Origin of the sequence: Streptomyces antimicrobicus, assembly GCF_020532625.1 — a bacterium.
GTDB lineage: Bacteria > Actinomycetota > Actinomycetes > Streptomycetales > Streptomycetaceae > Streptomyces > Streptomyces antimicrobicus.
Window position 1 is genome coordinate 1 of sequence record NZ_JAJAUY010000096.1, and the last position, 22,800, is coordinate 22,800.

25 protein-coding genes are annotated in these 22,800 nt (G+C 73.9%); 17 read left to right on the forward strand and 8 right to left on the reverse strand.

The features are described 5' to 3' along the window. The 5 genes from LG632_RS21340 to LG632_RS21360 all read left to right on the forward strand — a co-directional run. Positions 1 to 535 (forward strand): thioredoxin family protein (locus tag LG632_RS21340; RefSeq protein WP_226729017.1); only part of this gene is annotated, 535 nt, incomplete at its 5' end. After that, positions 532 to 1,164 (forward strand): hypothetical protein, encoded by a 633-nt coding sequence (locus LG632_RS21345; RefSeq protein WP_226729018.1) that lies wholly within the window; start codon positions 532 to 534, stop codon positions 1,162 to 1,164. The genes LG632_RS21340 and LG632_RS21345, both read left to right, overlap by 4 nt. Positions 1,165 to 1,228: 64 nt before the next feature. Continuing rightward, positions 1,229 to 2,062, forward strand: coding sequence for a response regulator (locus LG632_RS21350; RefSeq protein WP_226729019.1), 834 nt, complete (start codon positions 1,229 to 1,231; stop codon positions 2,060 to 2,062). After that, complete coding sequence (locus LG632_RS21355; protein WP_226729020.1) at positions 2,059 to 3,522, forward strand: sensor histidine kinase; 1,464 nt, start codon at positions 2,059 to 2,061, stop codon at positions 3,520 to 3,522. The genes LG632_RS21350 and LG632_RS21355 overlap by 4 nt, the downstream gene beginning before the upstream one ends. Before the next feature lie 101 nt (positions 3,523 to 3,623). Further along, complete coding sequence (locus LG632_RS21360) at positions 3,624 to 4,526, forward strand: endo alpha-1,4 polygalactosaminidase (protein WP_226729021.1); 903 nt, start codon at positions 3,624 to 3,626, stop codon at positions 4,524 to 4,526. Between the two features lie 24 nt (positions 4,527 to 4,550). Here the strand turns inward: LG632_RS21360 and LG632_RS21365 are convergent, their stop codons facing one another. After that, complete coding sequence (locus LG632_RS21365; RefSeq protein ID WP_226729022.1) at positions 4,551 to 6,059, reverse strand: DUF4246 domain-containing protein; 1,509 nt, start codon at positions 6,057 to 6,059, stop codon at positions 4,551 to 4,553. A 166-nt stretch (positions 6,060 to 6,225) separates the two neighbouring features. Here LG632_RS21365 and LG632_RS21370 point away from each other — a divergent pair, with 166 nt between their 5' ends. Further along, positions 6,226 to 7,203, forward strand: a complete 978-nt coding sequence (locus tag LG632_RS21370; protein ID WP_226729023.1) for a GlxA family transcriptional regulator — start codon at positions 6,226 to 6,228, stop codon at positions 7,201 to 7,203. 175 nt (positions 7,204 to 7,378) lie between these two features. Further along, the gene (locus tag LG632_RS21375; protein ID WP_226729024.1) at positions 7,379 to 8,152 is read left to right on the forward strand and encodes an MBL fold metallo-hydrolase; all 774 of its coding nucleotides are present in this window, start codon (positions 7,379 to 7,381) and stop codon (positions 8,150 to 8,152) included. A gap of 21 nt (positions 8,153 to 8,173) precedes the next feature. Here the strand turns inward: LG632_RS21375 and LG632_RS21380 are convergent, their stop codons facing one another. After that, the gene (locus tag LG632_RS21380; RefSeq protein WP_226729025.1) at positions 8,174 to 8,989 is read right to left on the reverse strand and encodes a S1 family peptidase; all 816 of its coding nucleotides are present in this window, start codon (positions 8,987 to 8,989) and stop codon (positions 8,174 to 8,176) included. A gap of 206 nt (positions 8,990 to 9,195) precedes the next feature. Here LG632_RS21380 and LG632_RS21385 point away from each other — a divergent pair, with 206 nt between their 5' ends. Then, entirely contained in the window at positions 9,196 to 10,560 is a 1,365-nt protein-coding gene (locus LG632_RS21385) for an erythromycin esterase family protein (protein WP_226729026.1), read from the forward strand. Positions 10,561 to 10,680: 120 nt separating this feature from the next. Here the strand turns inward: LG632_RS21385 and LG632_RS21390 are convergent, their stop codons facing one another. Further along, the gene (locus LG632_RS21390; protein ID WP_226729027.1) at positions 10,681 to 11,847 is read right to left on the reverse strand and encodes an esterase-like activity of phytase family protein; all 1,167 of its coding nucleotides are present in this window, start codon (positions 11,845 to 11,847) and stop codon (positions 10,681 to 10,683) included. Positions 11,848 to 12,295: 448 nt separating this feature from the next. Here LG632_RS21390 and LG632_RS21395 point away from each other — a divergent pair, with 448 nt between their 5' ends. Beyond that, positions 12,296 to 12,799: a hypothetical protein gene (locus LG632_RS21395; RefSeq protein ID WP_226729028.1), complete on the forward strand. Its 504-nt coding sequence runs from the start codon at positions 12,296 to 12,298 to the stop codon at positions 12,797 to 12,799. Positions 12,800 to 12,821: 22 nt separating this feature from the next. Here LG632_RS21395 and LG632_RS21400 read toward each other — a convergent pair whose 3' ends face one another. Then, entirely contained in the window at positions 12,822 to 13,187 is a 366-nt protein-coding gene (locus LG632_RS21400) for an ArsR/SmtB family transcription factor (protein ID WP_226729029.1), read from the reverse strand. Between the two features lie 142 nt (positions 13,188 to 13,329). Between LG632_RS21400 and LG632_RS21405 the strand changes: the two genes are divergently transcribed. From LG632_RS21405 to LG632_RS21425, 5 genes are read left to right on the forward strand one after another with little or no spacing between them, the layout of a single operon-like run. Continuing rightward, positions 13,330 to 14,688 carry an NAD(P)-binding domain-containing protein gene (locus LG632_RS21405; RefSeq protein WP_226729030.1) on the forward strand — a complete coding sequence of 453 codons (1,359 nt, stop codon included), beginning with the start codon at positions 13,330 to 13,332 and terminating at the stop codon, positions 14,686 to 14,688. Positions 14,689 to 14,694: 6 nt separating this feature from the next. Then, positions 14,695 to 15,918, forward strand: a complete 1,224-nt coding sequence (locus tag LG632_RS21410) for an MFS transporter (RefSeq protein WP_226729031.1) — start codon at positions 14,695 to 14,697, stop codon at positions 15,916 to 15,918. Beyond that, a complete protein-coding gene (locus LG632_RS21415; RefSeq protein ID WP_226729032.1) occupies positions 15,915 to 16,241 on the forward strand; it encodes an ArsR/SmtB family transcription factor in 327 nt (108 codons plus the stop codon). The genes LG632_RS21410 and LG632_RS21415 overlap by 4 nt, the downstream gene beginning before the upstream one ends. A 16-nt stretch (positions 16,242 to 16,257) precedes the next feature. Continuing rightward, positions 16,258 to 16,731: a GNAT family N-acetyltransferase gene (locus LG632_RS21420; RefSeq protein ID WP_226729040.1), complete on the forward strand. Its 474-nt coding sequence runs from the start codon at positions 16,258 to 16,260 to the stop codon at positions 16,729 to 16,731. After that, complete coding sequence (locus LG632_RS21425) at positions 16,728 to 17,591, forward strand: TSUP family transporter (RefSeq protein WP_308108850.1); 864 nt, start codon at positions 16,728 to 16,730, stop codon at positions 17,589 to 17,591. Before LG632_RS21420 ends, LG632_RS21425 begins: the two co-directional genes overlap by 4 nt. Before the next feature lie 18 nt (positions 17,592 to 17,609). On the opposite strand, the gene LG632_RS21430 is transcribed toward LG632_RS21425, so the two are convergent. Further along, complete coding sequence (locus LG632_RS21430; protein ID WP_226729033.1) at positions 17,610 to 18,395, reverse strand: aquaporin; 786 nt, start codon at positions 18,393 to 18,395, stop codon at positions 17,610 to 17,612. 41 nt (positions 18,396 to 18,436) lie between these two features. Continuing rightward, on the reverse strand, positions 18,437 to 18,751 hold the full coding sequence (locus LG632_RS21435) for an ArsR/SmtB family transcription factor (protein WP_226729034.1): 315 nt from the start codon (positions 18,749 to 18,751) through the stop codon (positions 18,437 to 18,439). Positions 18,752 to 18,850: 99 nt separating this feature from the next. Between LG632_RS21435 and LG632_RS21440 the strand changes: the two genes are divergently transcribed. Together LG632_RS21440 and LG632_RS21445 are read left to right on the forward strand one after the other, a co-directional pair. Next, on the forward strand, positions 18,851 to 19,276 hold the full coding sequence (locus LG632_RS21440) for an arsenate reductase ArsC (RefSeq protein ID WP_226729035.1): 426 nt from the start codon (positions 18,851 to 18,853) through the stop codon (positions 19,274 to 19,276). Positions 19,277 to 19,432: 156 nt separating this feature from the next. Then, a complete protein-coding gene (locus LG632_RS21445; RefSeq protein ID WP_226729036.1) occupies positions 19,433 to 19,585 on the forward strand; it encodes a hypothetical protein in 153 nt (50 codons plus the stop codon). An 83-nt stretch (positions 19,586 to 19,668) separates the two neighbouring features. Here LG632_RS21445 and LG632_RS21450 read toward each other — a convergent pair whose 3' ends face one another. Both LG632_RS21450 and LG632_RS21455 read right to left on the reverse strand, forming a co-directional pair. Beyond that, complete coding sequence (locus LG632_RS21450; RefSeq protein ID WP_226729037.1) at positions 19,669 to 20,244, reverse strand: Hsp20/alpha crystallin family protein; 576 nt, start codon at positions 20,242 to 20,244, stop codon at positions 19,669 to 19,671. Positions 20,245 to 20,366: 122 nt separating this feature from the next. Further along, positions 20,367 to 21,509 (reverse strand): site-2 protease family protein, encoded by a 1,143-nt coding sequence (locus LG632_RS21455; protein ID WP_226729038.1) that lies wholly within the window; start codon positions 21,507 to 21,509, stop codon positions 20,367 to 20,369. A gap of 187 nt (positions 21,510 to 21,696) precedes the next feature. Between LG632_RS21455 and LG632_RS21460 the strand changes: the two genes are divergently transcribed. Next, positions 21,697 to 22,800: Hsp70 family protein (locus LG632_RS21460; RefSeq protein WP_226729039.1), on the forward strand; the 1,104-nt coding region annotated here is incomplete at its 3' end.

Consider the following 22,800-nt stretch of genomic DNA (forward strand, 5'->3'; position numbering starts at 1 on the left):
CGCCTCGGCCCCGCCCTCGTCGTCCCCGTCCGCCTCCTCCGGCACCCGCCCCGGCGCCTCGGCGGCCCCGACCGGATCCGCCGCACCCGCCAAGACCTCCGCCAAGCCGTCCCGTACGGCCGCCACCTCGGGTCCCGCGGCCGTGCCGGGGCCCGGCTACGACAGTTCGGCGGACGCCCGGGCGCAGATCGACGCGGCCCTGCGCGCGGCCAGGTCCGACGGGCGCATGGTGCTGCTCGACTTCGGCGCGAACTGGTGCGGCAACTGCAAGGCCGCCGACAAGGTGTTCGCGCAGGCGCAGACCTCCGCGCTGCTCGGGGCCTCGTACCACATGGTCAAGATCGACATAGGCGGCAGCAACGCGGCCAACTCCGCCCTGCTGCGCACCTACAGCCCCTCCGGCGGCACGTACACCATGCCCGTCCTGGTCGTGGTCTCCCCGTCGGGCACGGTGCGCACCGACACCCACGTCACCGGCAACCCGGCCCTGACCTCCGACGGCATCAACGCCTTCCTGCGGAAGTGGGCCTCATGAGCCGCCGCCCCCACGGGCTCCGCCCCCACCGGCCGCACCCCCGGAAGGCCCGGTTCGCACCCGCCCCCGGTCCCGCCTCCCCCACCGCCGCGCTCGCCCTGGCCGTGGTGGCGTCGGTGGCCCTCGCGGCGTGCGGTGCCCAGCCCGAGCCCGCCGCCCGCGCCGCGGGCCCCGCCGCTCCGGCCACCGCGCAGTTCACCGAGAACGGGGTCACCGTCACCCTCTCGGTGGCCGACTGGCACGCCGGCGACGGCACCCTGACCGCGGTGTTCACGCCCGAGAAGAAGGGCTTCCACCTCTACAGCACCGACCTGCCGGCCACCGGCGTCGAGGGCGTGGGACGGCCGACCACCGTGGCCGTCAGCGGCACGCTGCGGGCGCGGGCGGGCCTGACGGCCGCCGCGGACGTGCGGACGATCCGCGTGCCCGGGGTCGACGCCCCGGTCCCCGTCTACCCCGACGGCCCGGTCACCACGACCCTGCCGGTCCGCGCCGAGGGGACCGGCGACGCCACCGTGCTGGTCGGCTACGCCTCCTGCAGCACCGAGGAGGGCTGCACCATCCCGGTCGCCGACCGTCCGGTGCGCCTGCGCGTCACCGCGACCGGCCCCGCCTTCGTGGCCCCGTAGAGCTCCCGAAGGCCCTTCCCGGGGGCGGAGCACACCCTTCCGGACGAGCCCCTAAGGTGTCCCCATGCCCAGCGTCCTGGTCGTGGAAGACGACCCGAGCATCCGCCAGTCCCTGATCGAGGTCCTGACGGAGCACGGGTATGCCGTACGCAGCGCCGCCGACGGGTTCGGCGGCCTGCGCGAGGTCACCCAGAGTCCCGTCGACGCGGTCGTCCTCGACCTGGGACTGCCCGATCTGGACGGCGGGGACGCCCTGCGGATGATCCGGGGCATCTCCTCCGTGCCCGTGCTCGTCGCCACCGCCCGCGACGACGAGACGGAGATCATCAAGCTCCTCAACGCCGGTGCGGACGACTACCTGGTCAAGCCGTTCTCCGGTGGGCAGCTCATCGCCCGGCTCTCCGCGGTCCTGCGGCGCACCGGCCATCTTCCCCCGGCCGGCGCCCCGCTGGGCCCGGCGGGCATGGCGGGCGTACCGGGCATGGCCGGAGTACCGGGTACGGCGGGCGTACCCGGCGTGCCGGGCGCGGCGGGTGTGCCGCGGCTCCCCGGGCCGGTGCCGGGGGTGCCGCTGCCGTCGGGGGCCGGCCCGCTGCACGCCACCACCGTGGGCGAGCTGACGGTGGACCCGGCGGCCCGCACCGCGCACCTGGCGGGCCGCGAACTACGGCTGACACGGCGGGAGTTCGACCTCCTGGCGTTCCTCGCCCGGCATCCCGGCCAGGTCGTCTCCAAGCGCCGGCTGCTGACCGAGGTGTGGCGCGAGCCGTACGTGGACGACCAGACCGTGGACGTGCACCTGTCGTCCCTGCGGCGCAAGCTCGGCGAACGCGCGGCGGCCCCGCGCTATCTGCTGACGGTGCGCGGCGTCGGCATCAAGCTGGTGGCTCCGCGGTGAGACGTTCGCTGGCCGGAGTGGCGCTCGCCGTGACCTCGATGGTCGCCCTCTCCTTCCTCATACCGCTGGCCGCCCTGGTGATGTCGCTGGTCAAGGAGCAGGGCGTGACCGCCGCCGAGCAGCGGGCCGCGGCCCTGGCGCCGGTCCTCGCCGTGACCACCGACCCGGCCGCCCTCCGGGAGTCCGCGGCCGGCCTAGACCCGTCCGACCGGCTCGTGGTCCACCTGCCGGACTCCGTCCCGCTCGGCGATTCGAAGGCGCCCGCGGCGCTGCTGGAACGGGCCCAGCGGGGCCGGGAGTCCATCTCGCAGGAGGTCCCCGGCGGGTGGATCTGCCTGCAACCGGTGGTGCTGCCCGGTGACCGGGTCGCCGTCGTCGAGACCTTCGTGCCGGAGGCCGAACTGACGCGGGGCGTCAAGGAGTCCTGGGCGGTGATGCTCCTGCTCGCCGTGGGGCTGATCTGCGGTTCCGTCCTGGTCGCCGACCGGCTCGGGGCGAAGGTCGTCAGGTCCTCCCGGCAGCTCGCCCAGGCTTCGCGGGCACTGGGCGCGGGCGACCTGGACACCCGGGTGGAGCCCATGGGGCCCAAGGAACTGCAGGACGCCGGGGTCGCGTTCAACGCGATGGCCCACCGGATGACCGAACTGCTCGCCGTCGAGCGCGAGCTCGTCGCCGACCTGTCGCACCGGCTGCGCACCCCGCTGACCGCCCTGCACCTGGCGTCGGAGCGCATGGCCGGCACCCCGGAGTCGGCGCGGGTCGAGGCGGCGATCGGGGCGCTGGAGACGGAGTTGCAGGCCATCATCGCCGCCGCCCGCACCCCGCTCGCGGTGGGCCCCATGGGGCAGGGCCTGCTCGGCGCCGAGGCGCCGGACGGTCACGGGTCCGGTGGCGGCGCGGGCGCGTCCGGCGGCGCGCGGACCTCCGGCGACGGCGCGCGCAGGACCGGTGGCGGCGCGGGCGCGTCCGGCGGTCCCTGCGAGGTGGCCGACGTCGTCCGCCGGCGCACCGCCTTCTGGTCGGTCCTGGCGGAGCAGCAGGACCGGCCCTGCACCCTCGACCTCACCCAGGAACCCACGGCCGTCGAACTCCCCGACGACGACATCGCGGCCGTCGTGGACGCCCTCGTGGGCAACGTCTTCCGGCACACCGCGCACGGGACCCCGTTCGGCGTCCAGGTCGTCCGGACCGCCCACACCGTCGAACTGGTCGTGGAGGACGGCGGGCCGGGCATTCCCGAACCGGACCGGGCGCTGTCCCGGGGCAGCAGCACCGGTTCCACCGGCCTGGGCCTCGACATCGCGGCGCGCGCCGCGACCGCCACGGGCGGGTCGGTGCGGATCTCGCGGGGCCCGCTGGGCGGGGCGCGGCTCACGGTCACGTTCGGCCTGGCGTCCCCGGCGCCGTCCGGCGGGCGCCGGCTGCGCGTCTCCCGGCGCCGCGGCAGACCGCGTGCGTGAGCCGGGCCGGGGGCGTCACCGGGAAGGCCGCTCGCCGCCGCGGCCGTACCGGTAGCGTGGCGCGGGACGGGTCACCGGCCTTCGATCGGGAGCTTCTCCGCATGCGCAACCGTGCTCTTGCCCGCCGTTCCCCCGGGGCGCTCGGCGCCCTCGTGGTGTCCGCGGCGCTCGCGGCCCTGGTGGTCACCGGCTGTTCGGCCGGCGGGGACGGTGACACGGACGAGGCTCCGCCCCCGTCCGGCCCGGCTCCGTCGGGGCGTCCCGCCGCAGGCCTGCCCGGTGTGACGCTGCCCCCGGTGCGCGCCGGCTTCGACTACCAGCTGGGCGCCCCCTACGACCCGCCGCCGGGGGTCTCGGTGGTCGCCCGCGACCACACGGCCCCGCCCGCGCCCGGGGTGTACAACATCTGCTACATCAACGCCTTCCAGGCCCAGCCGGGCGCGGAGAAGGACTGGGACCCGGACCTCCTGCTGCGCGACGCCTCGGGCGCGGTCGTCATGGACAAGGACTGGGGCGAGGCGATGCTCGACGTCCGCACCGACGACAAGCGCCGCCGCATCGCGCAGAAGATGTACGGCTGGATCGACGAGTGCGCGGCCAAGGGCTACCAGGCCGTCGACCCCGACAACTACGACACCTACACCCGCGCGCCGAAGGGCCTGCTCACCGCCGCCGACGCCAAGGCCTTCCTGGCGCTGCTCGCCGCCCACGCCCACGAGCGGAAGCTGGCCGTCGGCCAGAAGAACACCCCGGAGCTGGCCCCGGCCCGCAAGGAGGTCGGCGTCGACTTCGCCGTGGTGGAGGAGTGCGGCCAGTACGACGAATGCGCCGACTACGCCGCCGCGTTCGGCGACGACATGATCGTGATCGAGTACACCGACCAGGGCATGCGGCGTGCCTGCCGGGGATGGGGCGACAAGGTCAGCATCGTCCGCCGCGACCTGCGCCTCGTCCCCGACGGCACGAAGGGCTACCACCACGCGACGTGCGCCGCGGTGAAGTAGCCGCCCGGCGGGGCAGCGCGGCCCTCAGTGCTCGCAGAGGGAGAACTCCCGTTCGTAGATCGCCTCGTTGTGTTCGTCGACGAAGAACTTGCGCTCCTGCATGAGCTGTTCGCGGTAGTCCTTTGCCTCGTCGAGCGTCATGGTCGAGGTCTGCGACCAGGGCTGCTGCGGGGGGACGTCGGACGTCGAGACGATCCTGGTGGACGGGTCGACGAGGAAGAACGCGAGGATCTTGCGGTGTCCGGGACGGGTGGGGTCCGCGAGGCGGAAGGATCCGACGCGGTGTTGCAGGATGTTCGGGAACGCCAGGCAGCGGCCCGCCGGGGTGGCCACCGATCCCAGCTCCTGGTTCAGCGGGTCCTCGTTCTCCAGGCCGTAGACCTCGCGCATGCCGTCGTCGTCGTTCTGCTCGTAGTCCGGGTCGTCGAGCGCCGCCCGGAAGCCGAGCCGGCTCTCGGTGATGTTCTCGCTGTCCCAGTAGAAGATGCCGGTCGAGACGATCCGCTCGTTCAGCATCCCCTCGACGTGCCAGGAGCCGCCGGCGTACTCGGGCTTGTCCGGGGTCAGATGGACGGTGGCGAGCTTGACGATGACCTGGAGGCGGCGGCCGCGCAGGTCGACCCGGGCGGACTCGGCGGGCACCTCGGGCGCGGTGAAGGCGGGGGCGTCCGGGACGATCGGGCGGCGGTTCTCCCACCAGTGGTCGTAGGCCTCTCCCCAGGCGCGGCGGGCCTCCCGGTAGGCCTCGTCGTCGCTGTAGTCGGACTTGAGGGGGGACGCCGGCTCCTCCTCGTACCAGTCGTAGGGGTCGGGCTCGATCCGCAGGGGCCTGGGGTGGCGCAGATCGGTGAGCACGTTCTCCAGCAGCGGGCGCATGCGGCCGAACAGGTCCGGCAGTACGGAGGACAGTGCGCGGTGGTCCTCGGGGTGGACGTTGTTCACGTAGGAGCGGAAGGTGACCTCGCCGTCGTCACTGACGTCGACGTCGGTGGGCAGCCACTGGAACTTCTCCGAGAACTCGTGCTTGGAGTAGTCGTCCGTCGGGTTCTGCCAGGCCGTTTCGTGCGGGCCGCTCACGTCCCTCACCAGGCAGAACAAGGAGGGGTGCACGAGGTCCAGCACCTGGCCGTCGGAGCCGGGGTGCCAGTCCTTCTCCGCCTCGGGGACCTCTTCCAGGATCCGGACCGCCTCGCGCAGCCGGGAGGTGAGCGCGTCGTCGATCAGCGTGTCCGACTGCCACACCCCGTCGACGGCGGACACCTCGATGCCGGTGCGCTCGTCGCGCAGGGCGGCGTAGTGCCTGAGCTCGTCGAGGACGTAGCGCACCTGCGCTTCGGTGAGGCCCTGTTCGACCGCTTCCCGCGTCCACCGGGCGACGATGTCGGCATCGTTCATCTTCTCGAACCAGCCCTGCTTCGCGCGGATGTGCGCGCTGCACTCCATCATCTGCAGTTCCCGCAGGGTCCGCGGGGTGGTGAACGCTATGGAACGGGAAGCCCTGAAGGGCAGCGGGAAAGCGGACGCGCGGGTCAATGCTCTCGGTCCTCCGAGTCGGTGTGCGGTGGCCCGAAGGATAGCCCAGCGCACCGACACCGCCGCGGGGTTGCCCTCACCGGTCGGCGCGGGCCCGGGGGCCCGTGTCCGGATCTGACAGAACATGGTCATTGCGGCTGTCCCCGCCGGGCGACATGATCGACGCATGCTTCCACCGCACAGGGTCGTCGTCGCCGCCTTCCCCGGCGTCGAGCTCCTCAACGTCACCGGCCCGGCCGAGGTGTTCTCGGTCGCCACCCGGGTCGGTGGCACCCGTCGGCCCGGGTACACCGTCCGCGTCGCGACCGCCGGGGGCGAGCCGGTGGCCACCGCCGGGGGGATCCGGCTGATGGCCGACCTGACGCTGGAGGAGGCGATCGGCGAGGCGGACACCCTGCTGGTGTCCGGTGCGGTCCGCGTGGCGGACCGCGAGGTGGAGCCGGTGCTCGACGGCGGGATGATCGACTGGCTGCGCCGAGCGGGCCCCGGGACCCACCGGCTCGGCTCCGTCTGCTCGGGCGCGCACCTGCTGGCGGCGGCGGGCCTGCTGGACGGGCTCTCGGCCACCACCCACTGGCGGACGGCGGCGCGGCTGGCCGCCGACCACCCGCGCGTCACCGTAGATCCCGATCCGATCTTCATCCGGCATGGCCGCCTGTGGACCTGCGCCGGCATCGCCTCGGGGATGGACATGGCGCTGGCCATGGTGACCGAGGACCACGGACCGGAACTCGCCCTGGCCACCGCCCGTACGATGGTCATGTACGTCAAACGGGCGGGCGGACAGAGCCAGTTCAGCGTCCCGCTCGCGGTTCCGGCGGACCCCGGCGACCGGATCGGCGACCTGCGTGTGTGGATCGGCGAGCACCTCACCGAGGACCTGTCCGCCGCGGCCCTCGCCGCGCGGCTGCACCTGAGCGTGCGTCATTTCTCCCGGCTGTTCCAACGGCGCACCGGCACCACCCCGGCCGCCTACGTCGAGTCGGTCCGGCTGGAGGCCGCCCGCCGGCTGCTCCAGGACAGCAGCCACGGCCTGCCGGAGATCGCCGCCCTCAGCGGCCTCGGCTCCGTGGAGAGCCTGCACCGCTGCTTCCGCCGCCGCCTCGGCACCACGCCCGCCGAGTACCGGCGCCGCTTCCGCTGAGCCCGCCGCACCGCACACCGCCCCACGCCCGCCGCCGCCCACCCCTGCCGCGGCGCCCCCCGCCGCACCACCCACCCCGACGCCCCCACGCTTCACATCCCCCGACGCCCTTCACACCCCCGACCGCCCGCGGACCACCGCGCGGCGGAAGTCAGCCGTGCCCCAGGAGAGAACCGTGTCCCGTACCAAGGTCGTCCCCATCCCGGTCATGGGCCGGCACCACGTCAACGCCTACCTGCTGCTGGGCCGCCGGCCCGTCATCGTCGACGCGGGAACCCCCGGGAGCGCCCGTAGGATCCGCGACCAGGTCGCCGCCCACGGGGTGGACCCCGCGGACGTGTCGCTCATCGTCGTCACGCACGGGCACATCGACCACTTCGGCTCCGCCGCCGAACTGCACCGCCTGACCGGGGCACCGGTGGCCGGGCACGTCGCCGACCTCGGCCCGTTCCGTACCGGCCGGGTCCGCGAGCCGTACCTGCCCACCGGCCCGATGGGGCGCCTCATGGCCCGGAACAAGAACCTGCACCTGCGGGTCGAACCGTTCGAACCGGGCGTCCTCGTGACCGGCGAGACCGACCTGACGGACTTCGGCATCGAGGCGCGCATCATGCCCACCCCCGGACACACCGCCGGATCGATCTCCGTCCTCACCGGCCGAGGAGACCTGGTCGCCGGCGACCTGATCGCCAACTCCTTCTTCGGCCTCGTCCGCGGCCGCCCGGCCAACCCCCCGTTCCACGACGACCCCGTGCGCAACCTCGCCAGCCTGCGCGAGATGCTCGCCCTGAACCCCACCCGGCTGCACGTCGGCCACGGCACCCCGCTGGAGCCCGACCGCGTCCGCCGCTGGGCGTCCCGGGAGCACCGCCGGCTGTCCCGGCTGGAGGCGGCCGGACGCATCCGCGTCCGTACGGAGGACCGGACGCCCGGCCGGCGGGACGACTGACCGGGCAGGGACCCGGCGACGTCAGTCGTGGTGCCGGACGGTCCTGCGGATCCAGTCCGCGTAGGCGGTCACGTCGGTGTACAGGCCCGGTCCCGCCGAGCACGCCACCCCCGGCGCCCCCGGGCCCGAGGTGACCCCGACGAGCTCCCACCGCCCGTGCGGGCCCCTGAGCAGCTGAGGCCCGCCGGAGTCCCCGAAGCACGCCATGGCCCGCGGCACCCGGCTGATCGTGCACAGCCGTGACCGGTCGGCGTAGCCGGGGGCGCACTCGTCGGCGGTCCCGATACGCGTGCCCAGCTCCTGCAACCGCTCCGCGAACGTCAGTTCGGTGTCGGCGGTGGTGCCGAATCCCAGGATCCGGGTCGGCGTCCCGGGCCGCGCGGACCGCTCCGCGATCCGGACGGGCTGCTCGCGGACCGGGCGGTCGAGACGGACCAGGGCGATGTCGTCCTTGTTGGGGGCCTTCCCGTCGCCGTTCACGTAGCCGGGGTGCACGACGGTCCGTTCGATGCGCCGGACGGTTCCGCCCGCCTTCCGCTCCTCGCTGCCGATCCGGACGATTCCTTCCAGTTGGAGGCCGTCGCCCCGGACGCAGTGGGCCGCCGTGAGCACCCACTGCGGATGGATCAGCGACGCCCCGCAGACGCCGTCGTGCACCCCGTGCTCGGGGGCCGACTCCGGGATCGACGCCATGAACGGGTAACGCTCGGTGGCGTCACCGCCGTTGACGATCGCTCCGGCGCTGCCGGTCAGCAAGGTGGTGCAGGTTGCGACGGCGAGCGCGCCGACGACGGTGGTGCGCGCCGCGCGGCGGGCGACGGACTGGAGACGGAACACCGGGGTCCTTCCCTCGTGATCGAGTGGGGTTGACGCCCGTCCACCCTGCTCGGCTCGCGCTCGACCGGACATCCGGGTAGCGGCCCGGATGCGGTAGGGGTGTCCCCCGGGGACGTCGGTGGGGCCACCCCAGCGCGCTCCGCGCCCCACCGCACGAAGATCACTTCATCGGTTCGGCAAGCATCCGCAGGCAAGGAGTGATCACGATGGACGGGTCCCGGAGGACGACCGGACGGCGCAGGCTGCTCGCCCTGACGGGGGTCCTCGCCGCCACCGCGCTGGCCGCGTCGTCACCGGCCGCGCGAACGGATCCGGTGGCCCCGGCCGCGCGGCCGGCCACGGACGCGGGCGTCGTACGGTCCCTGGAGCGGGCCGCGCACCCGCTGCGTTCGACGGAGCCCGGCGGCCGGACCGCTGACCTGCGGGCGCTGGGCGACATGGTCGGGAAGGCGAAGGTGGTGGGGCTCGGCGAGGCGACGCACGGCTCGCACGAGTTCTTCACCATGAAGGAACGCGTCTTCCGGCACCTCGTCGAGGAGCGCGGCTTCACCACCTTCGCCCTGGAGATGAGCTGGTCGGCGGGGCTCAGGATCGACGAGTACCTCCAGGGCGGGCCCGGCGACGCCAGGGGGATCGCGGCGCAGACGCTGGCCGGATCCCCTTGGGAACGCGAGGAGTTCGTCAGCCTGATCGGCTGGATGCGCGAGCACAACCGCCGCCACCCCGACCGCCGGGTCCACTTCATGGGGGACGACCTCGGGGGGCCGAAGCTCGGCGACCACGTCTTCGAGCGGGTGCTGTCGTCCGTCGGCGCGAGCCGGCCGGAGGCACTCCCCCGGCTCACCGAGCTGTACGCGGGGCTGCGCCCCTTCGACGACATCTTCGCGTACCTGCGCAAGCCGGTCGCGGAGCGGCGGGCGAACGCCGCACGCGCCCAGGAGGCACTGGACCTGGTCGCCGAGCGCCAGGAGGCCGGGGGCGGCGACCACGCCTGGACGGTGCGGCACGCCCTGAACATCGCGCAGACCTTCGCCTTCGCCGCCGTCGACCTCGCCGACCCGGCCTCGGTCACGGCCGCCGAGCGCCTACGGGACCAGGCGATGGCGGACAACGTGCTGTGGTGGCAGCGCCACACCGGTCACAAGATGCTGCTGTCGGCCCACAACGGCCATGTCGGGTACCTTTCCACGCACCCGGACATGTACCCGCGGACCCAGGGCGCCGTGCTGCGCGAGCGCCTGGGCCGCGACTACGCGGCGATCGGCTTCAGCTTCGCCGGCGGCTCCTTCCTCACCAAGGACACCTCGCTCGACGGGGACTGGAAGCCGGTCACCGTCCCCGCGGCCCGCCCCGGAACGAACGAGCACACCCTGGACCAGGTCGCCCACCGGGACTTCTACCTCGACCTGCGGACGGCACCGGCCCCGGCCCGCGCCTGGCTCGACCGCGCCCGGCCGGTCTACGACGCCGGCTCCACCTTCACCCCCGACCCGCCGCCCACCCTCGCCCTCGGCCGGGCCTACGACGTCCTCGTCCACCTGCACCGCGTCCGCGCGGCCGACCGGCTCTGAACGGCAGCCCGACGGCACGCCTGCCGGACCGGCCCGCCTGCCGAACCGGCATCTGACGGCCGGTCCGGCAGGCGATGTCCTCCCTCGCGACGGGCGACGGCCGACGAGCGGGTCAGGCGGTCAGCGGATGCCCAGAGCGACGATCTGGGTGATCGCGCCCTGGTCGAAGTTGTCGTCGCTCACGAGGATCAGCAGCCGCTCGCCGGTGGGCAGGTCCGGACCCCACGTCATGCCCTCGGTGTTGTCGACGGCCGAGAGGCCCAGGCTGTGGAAGTCCGCGACGAGCCGCTTGCGCATCGGCACGACGGTCTGCCCGGCCAGCGACTCCTTCGCCCGTACGTCGGTCGCCCCGCGCGTGGTGGCGTCGAAGAGGCGGATCTTGTAGCCGGCGCCGGCGACCCAGGTGCGTTCGAGCACGAGGTAGCGGTCGGGCTGGTCGGGGAAGGCGAGGAGGGACGGGACCCCGGTGTCCGGACCCCAGGGGCTGTCGGGGTCGTTCTCCGCGAAGATCTTCTCCAGCGGGTAGGCGAACTGCCCGAGGACCCGGCCGTCGCGGCTCTGCTGCGTGACGCGGACGAGCGCGCCGTTGTTCACGTCCGGCTCCGGGCCGTCCTGGAGGAGGGGCCCCTCGATCGCGCTGGTCACCACCTTGCCCTTGGCGCCGAAGGTGATCGCCTCGATCGCCTGGTTCCGGCGCGGACCGCGCTCCTCCATCGTGACCGTGTAGTTCGCCGGCAGCTTCAGCTGTCCGAAGTGGTCGCCGACGGGCGAGGCGAACTGGATGGACGGCTGGACGACCGGTGGGCCCGCCACCTTGGGCCGGTCGCCCTCCTGGGCCCACCAGTAGTCGCAGCTGTGCGGGTCGACGCGGATCTCCTCCGGGTCGACGGCCTTGCCGTCGCCCAGGGCCGGGGAGGGGTACGGGGAGCCGTCGGGCTGGAGGAAGGGATGGGTGCCGGTGAAGTCGACGGAGTGCACGCCGCCGGCGTCCACGTCCAGCTTGGCGGTGTAGAAGCGGGCGGGCTGCAGGTAGGAGCGGTCGTCGCTGATGAACACGTACTCGCCGGTGCACGGGTTGCGGTCGATGCCGGAGAGGCCGCCGACCGTGGTGCCCTGGAAAGCGAGCTTGTGCGCAACGGTCCTCTCGCCGATCAGGCGGGCCTGCACGGCGTGCCCCGGCCGCTGTCCGGGACCGCCCGGTGGGGCGGCGGCGGCCACGGCCGGGGCCAGGGTCGAGGTCAGCAACAGGGCAACGGCGCACGCGCGGCGCGTCAGTGAAGAAGTCACCGGATGATCTTGGCCCGTGCCGGTCCGACGCACAGTCACCCAATCGGGTAGGGCTGCCCGGACACCCGGGCGTCCAGGTCCGGCGGGGAAGCGATCGGGCGGGCCGGAAGGGCCGGCCCGAGCATCTTCCCGATGCCGAAGAGGGCCTGACCGCTCAGCAGTTGGACGATCCGGTGACAAGATCCGCCGCGCCGAGGCCAGGGCGCCCACCTGCCCGGACGCACCCGCCCGGGCCGCCGGTCCGGACTGCCGGTCCGGGTCGCCGGTCCGGGCCGCCGGTCCGGACTGCCGGTCCGAGCCGTCGGCCGCCGGCGGGCGGTGACGCGCGTCATGTCGCCCGTCCGCCGCTCGGGGCTACGCTGGTCGGCCACGAGCGGAGCGGCGCAGCTTCGCCCCGCAGCTCGCGGACCCGGCACGGGCCGGCGAGCACGCCCCCGAGGAAGCCGCCGTGTCCGCCGATCTCGCACCCGTCATAGCCGCCGGCACCCGCTGGCTGCTGACCGCCTTCCCGCCCGCCCCGGGGGCGTACAGCCGGGCCCTGGCCGAGGCGCAGGCGCGGCAGGCCGTCACCCTCGCCGCCGCCCTGCGGTATCCGACGCCCCTCGACGCGCAGCTGCTGCATCTGCTCGGCCCGGGCGGAAGCGCCGGGCTGGACCGGCTGTCCGGCGCCGAGCACGGCGGCGACGCCGACGCGGGGTGGCGTACCTGGGTGGACGAAACCGTCGTCAGCTGGGCCGCCTGCCTCCTCGCGGACCCCGCCCTCGCCGCGGACGCCCACCGCCTCGTCGACCGCGGCCGGACCGGCGAGGTCACCCGCCTGACCCGCCCCGGCGACCACGAACACCGGGCCGCGCCGCTGCTGCGCCACCCCGACCTGCTCGAACCGGTCGCCGCCCGCCACCGGGCCCTGCTGCGCGACCGGCTGGACAACGAGAACGCCGCCCTGGGGTGAGCCGGGCTCCGCGCCCTCTGCTTCAGCCGGCGGCCGCGGTGAGCAGGCGGCCCATGGCGGCGACCACCGAGGGTTCGACGCGGTAGTAGACCCAGGTGCCGCGGCGTTCGGAGCTGAGCAGGCCGGCTTCCTTGAGCTTCTTCAGGTGGTGGGAGACGGTCGGCTGGGAGACGCCGACGTCGGAGATGTCGCAGACGCAGGCCTCGCCGTCCGCGTGGGCGGCGACCGCGGAGAACAGGCGCAGCCGCACGGGGTCGCCGAGGGCCTTGAACATCTTGGCGGTCCGTTCGGCCTCCTCGGCGCTGAACGGGCGCTCGGCCAGCGGCGGGCAGCAGGGCTCGACCGCCGTCTCCGGCTCGACCAGGGGCAGCACCTTGGTGTTCGACATGTGTCTATGTTGACACGCATCGATCCGTCCCGGGAGGCCTCCCGCCCACTGTTTCGATTTTTGTCTATGTTGACGTTCATCGAATTGCGGTGCATGCTGGCGGCACAAGGCATCGACGGACATCGAATCAGAGGAGATCGTCGTGAACGCCACCGAGAACGGCCACCTGCCCGTCGTGGTCATCGGCGCCGGGCCCGTCGGCCTGGCCGCCGCCGCGCACCTGCTCGGGCGCGGGATCGCGCCGCTCGTCCTGGAAGCGGGCGACGGGGCGGGGGCCGCCGCCCGCGCGTGGGGGCACGTACGCCTGTTCTCGCCGTGGTCCGAGGTCGTCGACCCGGCCGCCGAGAAGCTGCTGGCCCCCACCGGCTGGGTCCGCCCGGCCGGGCACACGTACCCCACCGGCGGGGAGTGGGCCGAGCGGTACCTCGCTCCGCTCGCCGAGGCCCTCGGCGGGCAGCGGGTGCGCTTCGGGGTGACCGTGACCGGGGTGGCGCGGGCCGGGCGGGACCGGGTCGTCGACTCCGGACGCGAGGACCAGCCCTTCACCGTCCACGTGCGGCGGGCCGACGGCGGCGAGGAACGGATCACCGCCCGGGCCGTGATCGACGCGTCCGGTACCTGGTCGACGCCGGGCCCGCTGGGGGCCGACGGCCTGCCCGCGCTCGGGGAGCGCGGCGCCGCGGAGCGGATCTCCTACCGGGTTCCCGACCTGCGGGACCCGGCGGTCCGGGACCGGTACGCGGGCAAGCGGGTGGCCGTCGTCGGCTCCGGCGCCTCGGCCTTCACCGCGCTCGCCCAGCTGGCCGAGCTGGCGAAGGAGGCCCCCGGCACGCACGCGGTCTGGGTGCTGCGCCGCGGCATCACCGGCTCCACGTACGGCGGCGGCGCCGCCGACCAGCTCCCGGCCCGCGGCGCCCTCGGGCTGGCCGCCAAGGCGGCGGTCGAGGAGGGCCACGCCTCCGCCGTCACCGGGTTCCGCACCGCCGCGGTCGAGCGCGCGGGCGACCGGCTCGTGCTCGTCGCCGAGGACGGGCGGCGCCTGGAGGCGGTGGACGAGGTCATCGGCCTGACCGGCTTCCGGCCCGACCTGTCCTTCCTGGACGAGCTGCGGCTGGGCCTGGACGAGCGGCTCCAGGCCCCGACCGCGCTGGCCCCGCTGATCGACCCCAACGTCCACTCCTGCGGCACGGTCTACCCGCACGGCGTGGGCGAGCTCTCCCACCCCGAGCCCGGCGTGTACCTCGTCGGCATGAAGTCCTACGGCCGCGCGCCGACCTTCCTCGCCCTGACCGGCTACGAGCAGGTGCGCTCCGTCGCCGCCCGGCTCGCCGGCGACCACGAGGCCGCCGGGCGCGTGGAGCTGACCCTGCCGGAGACCGGCGTGTGCGGAGGCGCCGGGCTCTTCGACCAGCCCGAGGCCGCCGAGGAGCCGGGCGGCGGCTGCTGCGGCGCGCCCGCCCCCCTCACCATCGGCTCCGCGCCCGCCCGCGGCGGGTGCTGACCGCCGATGACCGGCGGCCCGGCCGGTCCGGCCGCGCCCGGTACGGGGGACCGGGCGCGGCCGCGCGCCGTGCTGCCCGCCCTGTGCGCCACGCAGATCACCGGCTGGGGCACCGTCTACTACGCCTTCCCCGTCCTCGCCCCGGACATCAGCAGCGAAACCGGCTGGTCCCCGGCCGCCGCCACCGCCGCCTTCTCCCTCGCCCTGGTCGTCTGCGGCATCGCGGGCGTCGCCGTCGGGCGGGTCCTCGACGGCCGCGGCCCCCGGGCCGTGATGACGGGCGGCTCGGTCCTCGGCACCCTCGCACTGCTCGCGGTGGCGGCCGCGCCGGGCCTGCCGTGGTTCTTCGCCGCGTGGGCCCTGGCCGGGGTCGCGATGGCCGCGACCTTCTACCCGCCCGCCTTCGCCGCGGTGACCCGCTGGTGGGGGGAGGACCGCATCCGGGCCCTGACCGTCGTCACCCTCGCCGGCGGCCTGGCCTCCACCGTCTTCGCGCCGCTCACCGCCCACCTCGCCGAACACCTCTCCTGGCGCGCCACCTACGTCGTCCTCGCCGGGATCCTCGCCGCCGTCACCGTCCCCGCCCACGCCCTCGCACTGAACGCCCCCTGGCCGGCGGCCCCGCGGGCACCGGCCCGTGCCGCGAGCGGGGCCGCGGCCGTCTCCCGCAGCCGGCCCTTCCTCCTGCTGGCGGCCGCCTTCACCCTCTCCTCGTTCGCCCTGCACGCCGTCGTGATCGGCCTCGTACCCCTGTTCACCGAGCGCGGCGCCTCGACCACCGCGGCGGCCTGGGCCCTCGGGCTCGGCGGCGCCGGCCAGACCCTCGGCCGCCTGCTGTACGCGCCGCTGGCCCGCCGGACCGGCGTCACCTCCCGTACCGTCACCCTCTTCGCCCTCGGCTCGGCCACCACGGCCGCCCTGGCACTCGTACCCGGCCCGTACGCCGTCCTGGTCCTACTCGCGGTCGCGGCCGGGCTGGTCCGCGGCAACCTGACCCTCCTTCAGGCCACCGCCGTCGCCGACCGCTGGGGCGCCACCCACTACGGCCGGCTGTCCGGCGTCCTCGGCGCCCCCGCCTCCGTCGCCGCCGCCTGCGCTCCCTTCGCCGGGGCCGCCCTCGCCCCGGCCCTCGGCGGCCGTCCGGGACTCTTCCTGGTCCTGGCCGGTGCCTGCCTCGCCGCCGCACTGCTGACACTCGGCACTTCATCGACTATCGTCGATGATCGATGAAGAAGACGCAGCCCTCGATCACCGAGGACCAGGCCCGCACCTACGCCGCCTGGTTCAAAGCCCTGTCCGACCCGACCCGCATCCGGCTCCTGCACCTGCTGGCCGCCGAGGCGCGCCCCATGAGCGTGGGCGAGCTGGTCGAGCGCGTGCCGATCGGCCAGTCCACGGTCTCCCACCACCTGAGGACCCTCGCGGACGTGCGGTTCGTCCTGCCGGAGAAGCAGGGCACCTCCACCCGCTACGCGGTCAACCGCACCTGCCTGACGGTCTTTCCCGAAGCCGTACGGGCCATCCTGGGCGAGGAGGACGGCCGTGCCCGCTGAGTTCGCGATCACGCCCATGACCGCCGACCATGCCGACCAGGTCCTTGCGATCTACCAGGCGGGCATCGACGAGGGCGACGCCACCTTCGAGAGCGCCGCGCCGTCGTGGGAGGCCTTCGACGCGGCCAGGCTCCCCGAGCACCGCTTCGCCGCCGTCGACGGCCACGGCACGGTGCTCGGCTGGGTCGCCGCCTGCCGCGTCTCCGACCGCTGCGCGTACGCGGGCGTGGTCGAGCACAGCGTCTACGTCTCCCCCGCCGCCCGCGGCCGGGGTGTGGCCCGCGCCCTGCTGGACGCCCTGATCGCCTCCACCGAGGCAGCGGGCATCTGGACCGTCCAGTCGGGCGTCTTCCCCGAGAACACCGCCAGCCTCGCGCTCCACCGGAAGGCCGGCTTCCGCGTCATCGGCACCCGTGAACGCATCGGCCGCCACCGCGGCGTCTGGCGCGACGTGGTCCTCCTGGAACGCCGTAGCGCGGTGGTGGCGTGAGCGCCGGGTCCCGCGAGGCCGGTGCCGGCGGCGCCGCCGACGCCGCCGCCGCCGGTTCCGCCGGTTCCGCCGCCGGTGCCGCGCGATCGGCGCCCCTGGCGTTCGGCGCGGGAGCGGCGATCGGCGTGCTGGGCGGGATGATCGGGCTGGGCGGAGCGGAGTTCCGTCTGCCGCTGCTGATCGGGCTGTTCGGCTTCGCCGCCCTGTCGGCGGTCGTCCTGAACAAGGCGATGAGCCTGGTCGTGGTCCTGGTGGCGCTGCCCGCCCGGCTGGCAGCGGTGCCCGCCGCCGAGGTGGCGGCGCGCTGGCCCGTCGCCGTGAACCTGCTGGCCGGCAGCCTGCTGGGCGCCTGGGCCGGCGCCGCCTGGGCGGTACGGATGCGCTCGGCCACGCTGTACAAGGTCCTCGCGGCGCTGATGGTGCTGATGGCCGCCGCGCTGGTCCTCACGCACACCACCCCCCTCGGCACCCTCGCGCTGCCGCTGTGGGCGCGGGTGCCCGCCGGTGCCGCCGCCGGGTTCGGCATCGGCGTCGTCGCCGCGCTCATGGGCGTGGCCGGGGGCGAGCTGCTGATCCCGACGATCGTGCTGCTCTTCGGCGAGGACATCAAGACCGCCGGGAGCCTGTCCTTGCTCGTCTCCCTGCCGACCATGCTCGTCGCGTTCGCCCGGTACAGCCGTGACGGCAGCTTCGCCGTCCTCGGCGCGAACCTGCGCCTGACGGGGATCATGGCGGCGGGCTCGATCGCCGGAGCGGCCCTGGGCGGGCTGCTGCTGGGGGCGTTCCCGGACGCGTTCCTCGTGCCGGCGCTGGCCGTGATCCTGCTCGTCTCCGCGCTCAAGGTCGCCCGTCACGCCTGACCGCGTCCGCGCGCCGCGTCAGGCCCCGGAGCGGGCCTCCACCGCCGACGGGTCCTCGGCGTCCATGAAGACCACGGCGACGAGCGCCAGCCCCACCACGGCCCCGATCAGCTGTGCGCCGATGAATCCGGCGACGGAGGACGGGGCGATCCCGGCGAAGGTGTCGGTGAACGCGCGCCCGATCGTGACCGCGGGGTTGGCGAAGGAGGTGGAGGAGGTGAACCAGTACGCGGCACCGATGTACGACGCCACCGCGACGGGCGCGAAACGCAGCCGGTCGGACTTGGCCAGGCCGAAGATCAGCAGGACCAGCCCCGCGGTGGCCACCACCTCGCCCAGCAGCAGCGTGCCGTCGGAGCGGTCGTGCTGGGACCACTTCACCAGCGGCTCGCCGAACATGGCGTCCGCGAGGACCGCGCCCCCGATCGCGCCGCCGATCTGGGCGGGGACGTAGGCGCCGAGCTCGCGGGCGGTGACGCCGGCGCCGCCGCGGCGGGCCGTCCACCACTCGGCGAGGCTCACGGCGGGGTTGAAGTGGGCGCCGGAGACGGGGCCGAGGAGGGCGATCAGGACACCGAGCCCGAAGACGGTGGCGGTGGAGTTGGCCAGGAGCTGCAGGGCGACGTCATCGGTCAGCCTCGTCGCCTGGATGCCGGAGCCGACGACGACGGCGACCAGCGCCGCGGTGCCGACGAGCTCGGCGGCCGCTCGGGCGAGCAGGGGCTTGCGGGGCGGGGTCGCGCCGGGGACGGGCTGGGGCGCGACGACCGGTGCGGAAGCGGTCGTCGGCTCGGTGGCGGTCACGGCGGGGTTCTCCTCGGGGCAGGTGGAGGCGGTGCGGACGGCTAGGGGCAGGACCGCTTGAGGTTCGCCTCCGCGGTGGCGCGCGCGGTCGTGGCGAGGTCGGCGAACCGGTCGGCGATGCCTTCGACGACCTCCGGGCGCAAGCGGTAGTAGACGAACCTGCCGCACGGCTCCGTGTCCACGACCCCGGCCTCGCGCAGCACCTTCAGGTGGTTGGAGAGGTTCGTCTGCTTGGCGCCGGTCTCCTCGACCAGGTGCGTGGTGCAGAGCGTCTCCCGGGCGAGCAGGGTCACGATCCGGAGCCTGAGCGGGTCGGCGAGCACCCGGATCAGATCAGCGTCGACTGACGTCATCATCCGCTGATACTGTCACATCACCCGCGACTGACACCAGTGCGGGCTGAACCCTGCCGCGCCGATCCGTGCCGCGCCTTGCCCGCCGTGAAGGAAGAGCCGATGTCCGCCGCCACCCCGCTCGCGTCCGTGCTGTTCGTCTGCGTCCACAACGCCGGCCGTTCCCAGATGGCCGCCGGCTTCCTGCGCCACCTCGCCGGCGACCGGGTCGAGGTCCGCTCCGCCGGTTCCCTGCCCGGCGACCAGGTCAACCCCGCGGCCGTCGCCGCCATGGCGGAGCTCGGCATCGACATCTCCGACCAGCAGCCCAAGGTCCTCACCCCCGAGGCCGCCCAGGCGTCCGACTACATCATCACCATGGGCTGCGGCGACGTCTGCCCGTACTTCCCCGGCAAGACCTACCTCGACTGGCAGCTCGACGACCCCGCCGGGCAGGGCGTCGAGGCCGTGCGCCCCATCCGTGACGAGATCAAGGGGCTGATCGAGGGCCTCGTCGCGGAGATCGACGCGCGCAAGCCCTCCCTCTGAGCACAGGCCGGCCGCCGGCGCCGGCCGCCGACGGCTCTCGGCCCGAGTCGTATCGGGGTGGTTTGTTCACGTATCGGACAGGGTATTGCGGGCGACCGCGCCACTGCCCAGACTGAGCGGACCCCCTTCCCCCCACACAGAAGAGCAGGTGCCGTCATGGGCGACCACGTGCACATCCGCCTCAAGGACGGCATGGAAGTGTCGGCGGCCGGTGAACTCGTCGAGACGTACCACTGCCCGTGCGGCAGCACGTGGACCAAGATCTACCCGGTCGAGGGCCGTGAGCCGTACACGGTGCAGGGCCCCTGAAGCGCCCACCGTGAAGCGGCCCCTCCCCTTCCACCCTCCCCCCGACCGCGCGCGTGACGCGGCGGGCCGAGCGACCGCCGCGCTCAGGCCCCCGCGCTCCCGTGCATGCCCTCGCTCCCTTGCATGCCCTGCATCGGCGCGGCCTGCGCGCCGTGACCGCCTTCGCCCGCCCGGGGCTCCTCGGCTGCGCCGAGGCCCCTGGCCCCCGCGCTCTTGAGCTCGACCTTGCGTCGCCTGCTTTCGGTCGTCTTGGGAATGCGGACGGTGAGCAGTCCTTCGCTCAGGTCCGCGTCGCACCGGCTCGCGTCCACCATGCCCGGCAGGCTGGTGCGGTAGGAGAACTTGCCCGTCCTACGGGACAGGACCTTCCCGCGGTGCTCCTCGGAGACCTCGCCGCTGATGCTGAGCTCGTTGTCGCCGACCTCGATGTCGACGTTCTCCGCGGGTACGCCCGGCAGTTCCATCCGCACGACGTACGCGTCGTCGGTCTCCTCCTCCTCGGCCATCGGCAGCCACTGCCCGCCGGCGGTGGCGGGAACCGCCGCCTGCTCCAGCAGCCGGCCCATCTCGCCCCACATGTTCTCGAACTCCCGGAACGGGTCCCAGGACGGCCGCAGCCGCTCGGACAGAGCGCCTCCGCGCCGGATCGGCAGCGCCATCGTCAACACCTCCATGTCGTCAACGGCCGGGAGCGGGGCCGGAACCGCTCGAAGGGGTGCTCGCGCCGCGCTCCCGTCCCGCGGCGCCTGTCCGCCCCACCGGCGGCTAAACCCCGGAGGGCTCAGCGTTCGCCCCGGGCAGCCGTGAGCCAGGTGACGGCCCGGTTGATGTCGGTGTGGGAGACGATGCCGAGGAGGGCGCGGCCGTCCGGGGAGAGGACCAGGAGGCGGTTCTCGCCCGCCGCTTGCAGGCGCGGCAGGACGTCACCGATCGGCTCGTCGGGGCGGGCGGTGGCGACCTCGTCCAGGGGGGCCATGACCTCGGCGACGGTGGTCGAGCTCCGCCGGGGCCCCGGCGTCCGGTCGATCCTGGCGACGGTCACGAGCCCCACGGGCGCCCCGTCGGGACCGACCACGGGAAAGGCGGTGTGGCGGTGGTGCCCGAAGGGTGCCGCCTGGAGGAACCGCTCCACGGTCGCGTCGGCGGGCACGGTGACCGGATCGGGCGTCATGATCTGCCGCACCGAGATCCCGGCCAGCGCCCCGCGCAGCTGCGCCTGCTGGCCCTCGGCCGTGGCGGCGGCGATCAGGAACCCGCCGATCAGGGCCGTCCACAGCTCCGAGAGCGTGCCGGTGACGAGCATGGAGAGGAAGCCGTAGGCGACCAGCAGCCACCCGAAGCCGCGCCCGGCCGCCGCCGCGACCACCGCTGCGCGCACCGGGTCGCCGGTGACCTTCCACACCGCCGCGCGCAGCAGCCTGCCTCCGTCCAGGGGTGCGGCGGGGATGCTGTTGAACAGGGCCAGCACGACGTTGATCGCGGCGAGCCAGGCGACCGCCTCGACGATCGGCGCGGGCACCGACACAAGACGCAGCCAGCCGGCCAGGAGGGCGAACAGGACGCCGAGCAGGGCGCTGGTCAGCGGCCCCACTCCGGCGATGCGCACCTCCGCTCCCGGGCTGGCGGCCTCACCCTTCAGCCGGGCGACGCCGCCGAGCATCCACAAGGTCATGTCCTCGACCTCGACGCCGTTGCGCCGCGCGACGACGGCGTGCGCCAGCTCGTGCGCCAGGATGGAGGCCACGAACACCACCGCCACCGCGAAGGCGAGCCCCCAGTAGGTGCCGGTCGCGTAGCCGGGATGGGCGTGCGAGAGCCGCCCCTCCGCGAGGCTGACGGTCACCAGCCAGAAGATGACGACGACGCTCCAATGGAGGGCGACCCGCACTCCGGCGATGCGCCCCAGCGTGAACGTTCCCTTCACCGTGCGCCTCCCGCGGTCCCCGGTCACTCGGCCTGCACGGGAGGCGCATACCCAGGGGCCCCGCCGACACGGCACCTTCCCCCGGCCATGTCACGCCCCAGCCTTGATAGGAGGAGGCTCAACTTTGTATACATGGAACAGGAAGGTTTGAAGTTGTCAGCCCTCTGGGGACGAGGAGGTGGCCGAGATGGCACGTGCGGTCGGAATCGACCTCGGTACGACGAACTCCGTGGTGAGCGTTCTGGAAGCCGGTGAGCCGACCGTCGTCACCAACACCGAGGGAGCCAGGACCACCCCGTCCGTCGTCGCGTTCGCGAAGAACGGCGAGGTCCTGGTCGGCGAGGTCGCCAAGCGGCAGGCAGTGACCAACGTCGAGCGGACCGCCCGCTCGGTCAAGCGCCACATGGGCGAGGCCGACTGGCGGTTCCCCGAGCACGGCAGCATCGACGGCAAGCGGTACACGGCGCAGGAGATGTCGGCGCGCGTGCTGCAGAAGCTGAAGCGGGACGCCGAGGCGTACCTGGGCGACGAGGTCACGGACGCCGTGGTCACCGTCCCGGCGTACTTCGACGACGCCCAGCGCACCGCCACCAAGGAGGCCGGCGAGATCGCCGGGCTGAAGGTGCTGCGGATCATCAACGAGCCGACGGCGGCGGCACTCGCCTACGGCCTGGACAAGGAGAACGACCAGACGGTTCTCGTGTTCGACCTCGGCGGCGGCACGTTCGACGTCTCGCTGCTGGAGATCGGCGAAGGCGTGCTGGAGGTGAAGGCGACCAACGGCGACACGCACCTGGGCGGCGACGACTGGGACCAGCGGATCGTCGACCACCTGGTCAAGCAGTTCAAGAACCACCACGGCATCGACCTGTCCCAGGACAAGATGGCGCTGCAGCGCCTGCGCGAGGCCGCCGAGAAGGCGAAGATCGAACTGTCCTCCGCCACGGAGACCACGATCAACCTCCCCTACATCACGGCCTCGGCCGAGGGCCCGCTGCACCTGGACGAGAAGCTCACCCGCGCCCAGTTCCAGCAGCTGACCGCGGACCTCCTGGAGCGCTGCAAGACCCCGTTCCACAACGCGATCAAGGACGCCGGGATCGGCGTCTCCGACATCGACCACGTGATCATGGTCGGTGGTTCGACGCGCATGCCCGCGGTGACCGAACTGGTCAAGGAACTGACGGGCAAGGACCCGCACAAGGGCGTGAACCCGGACGAGGTCGTCGCGATCGGCGCCTCGCTCCAGGCCGGTGTGCTCAAGGGTGAGGTCAAGGACGTCCTGCTGCTG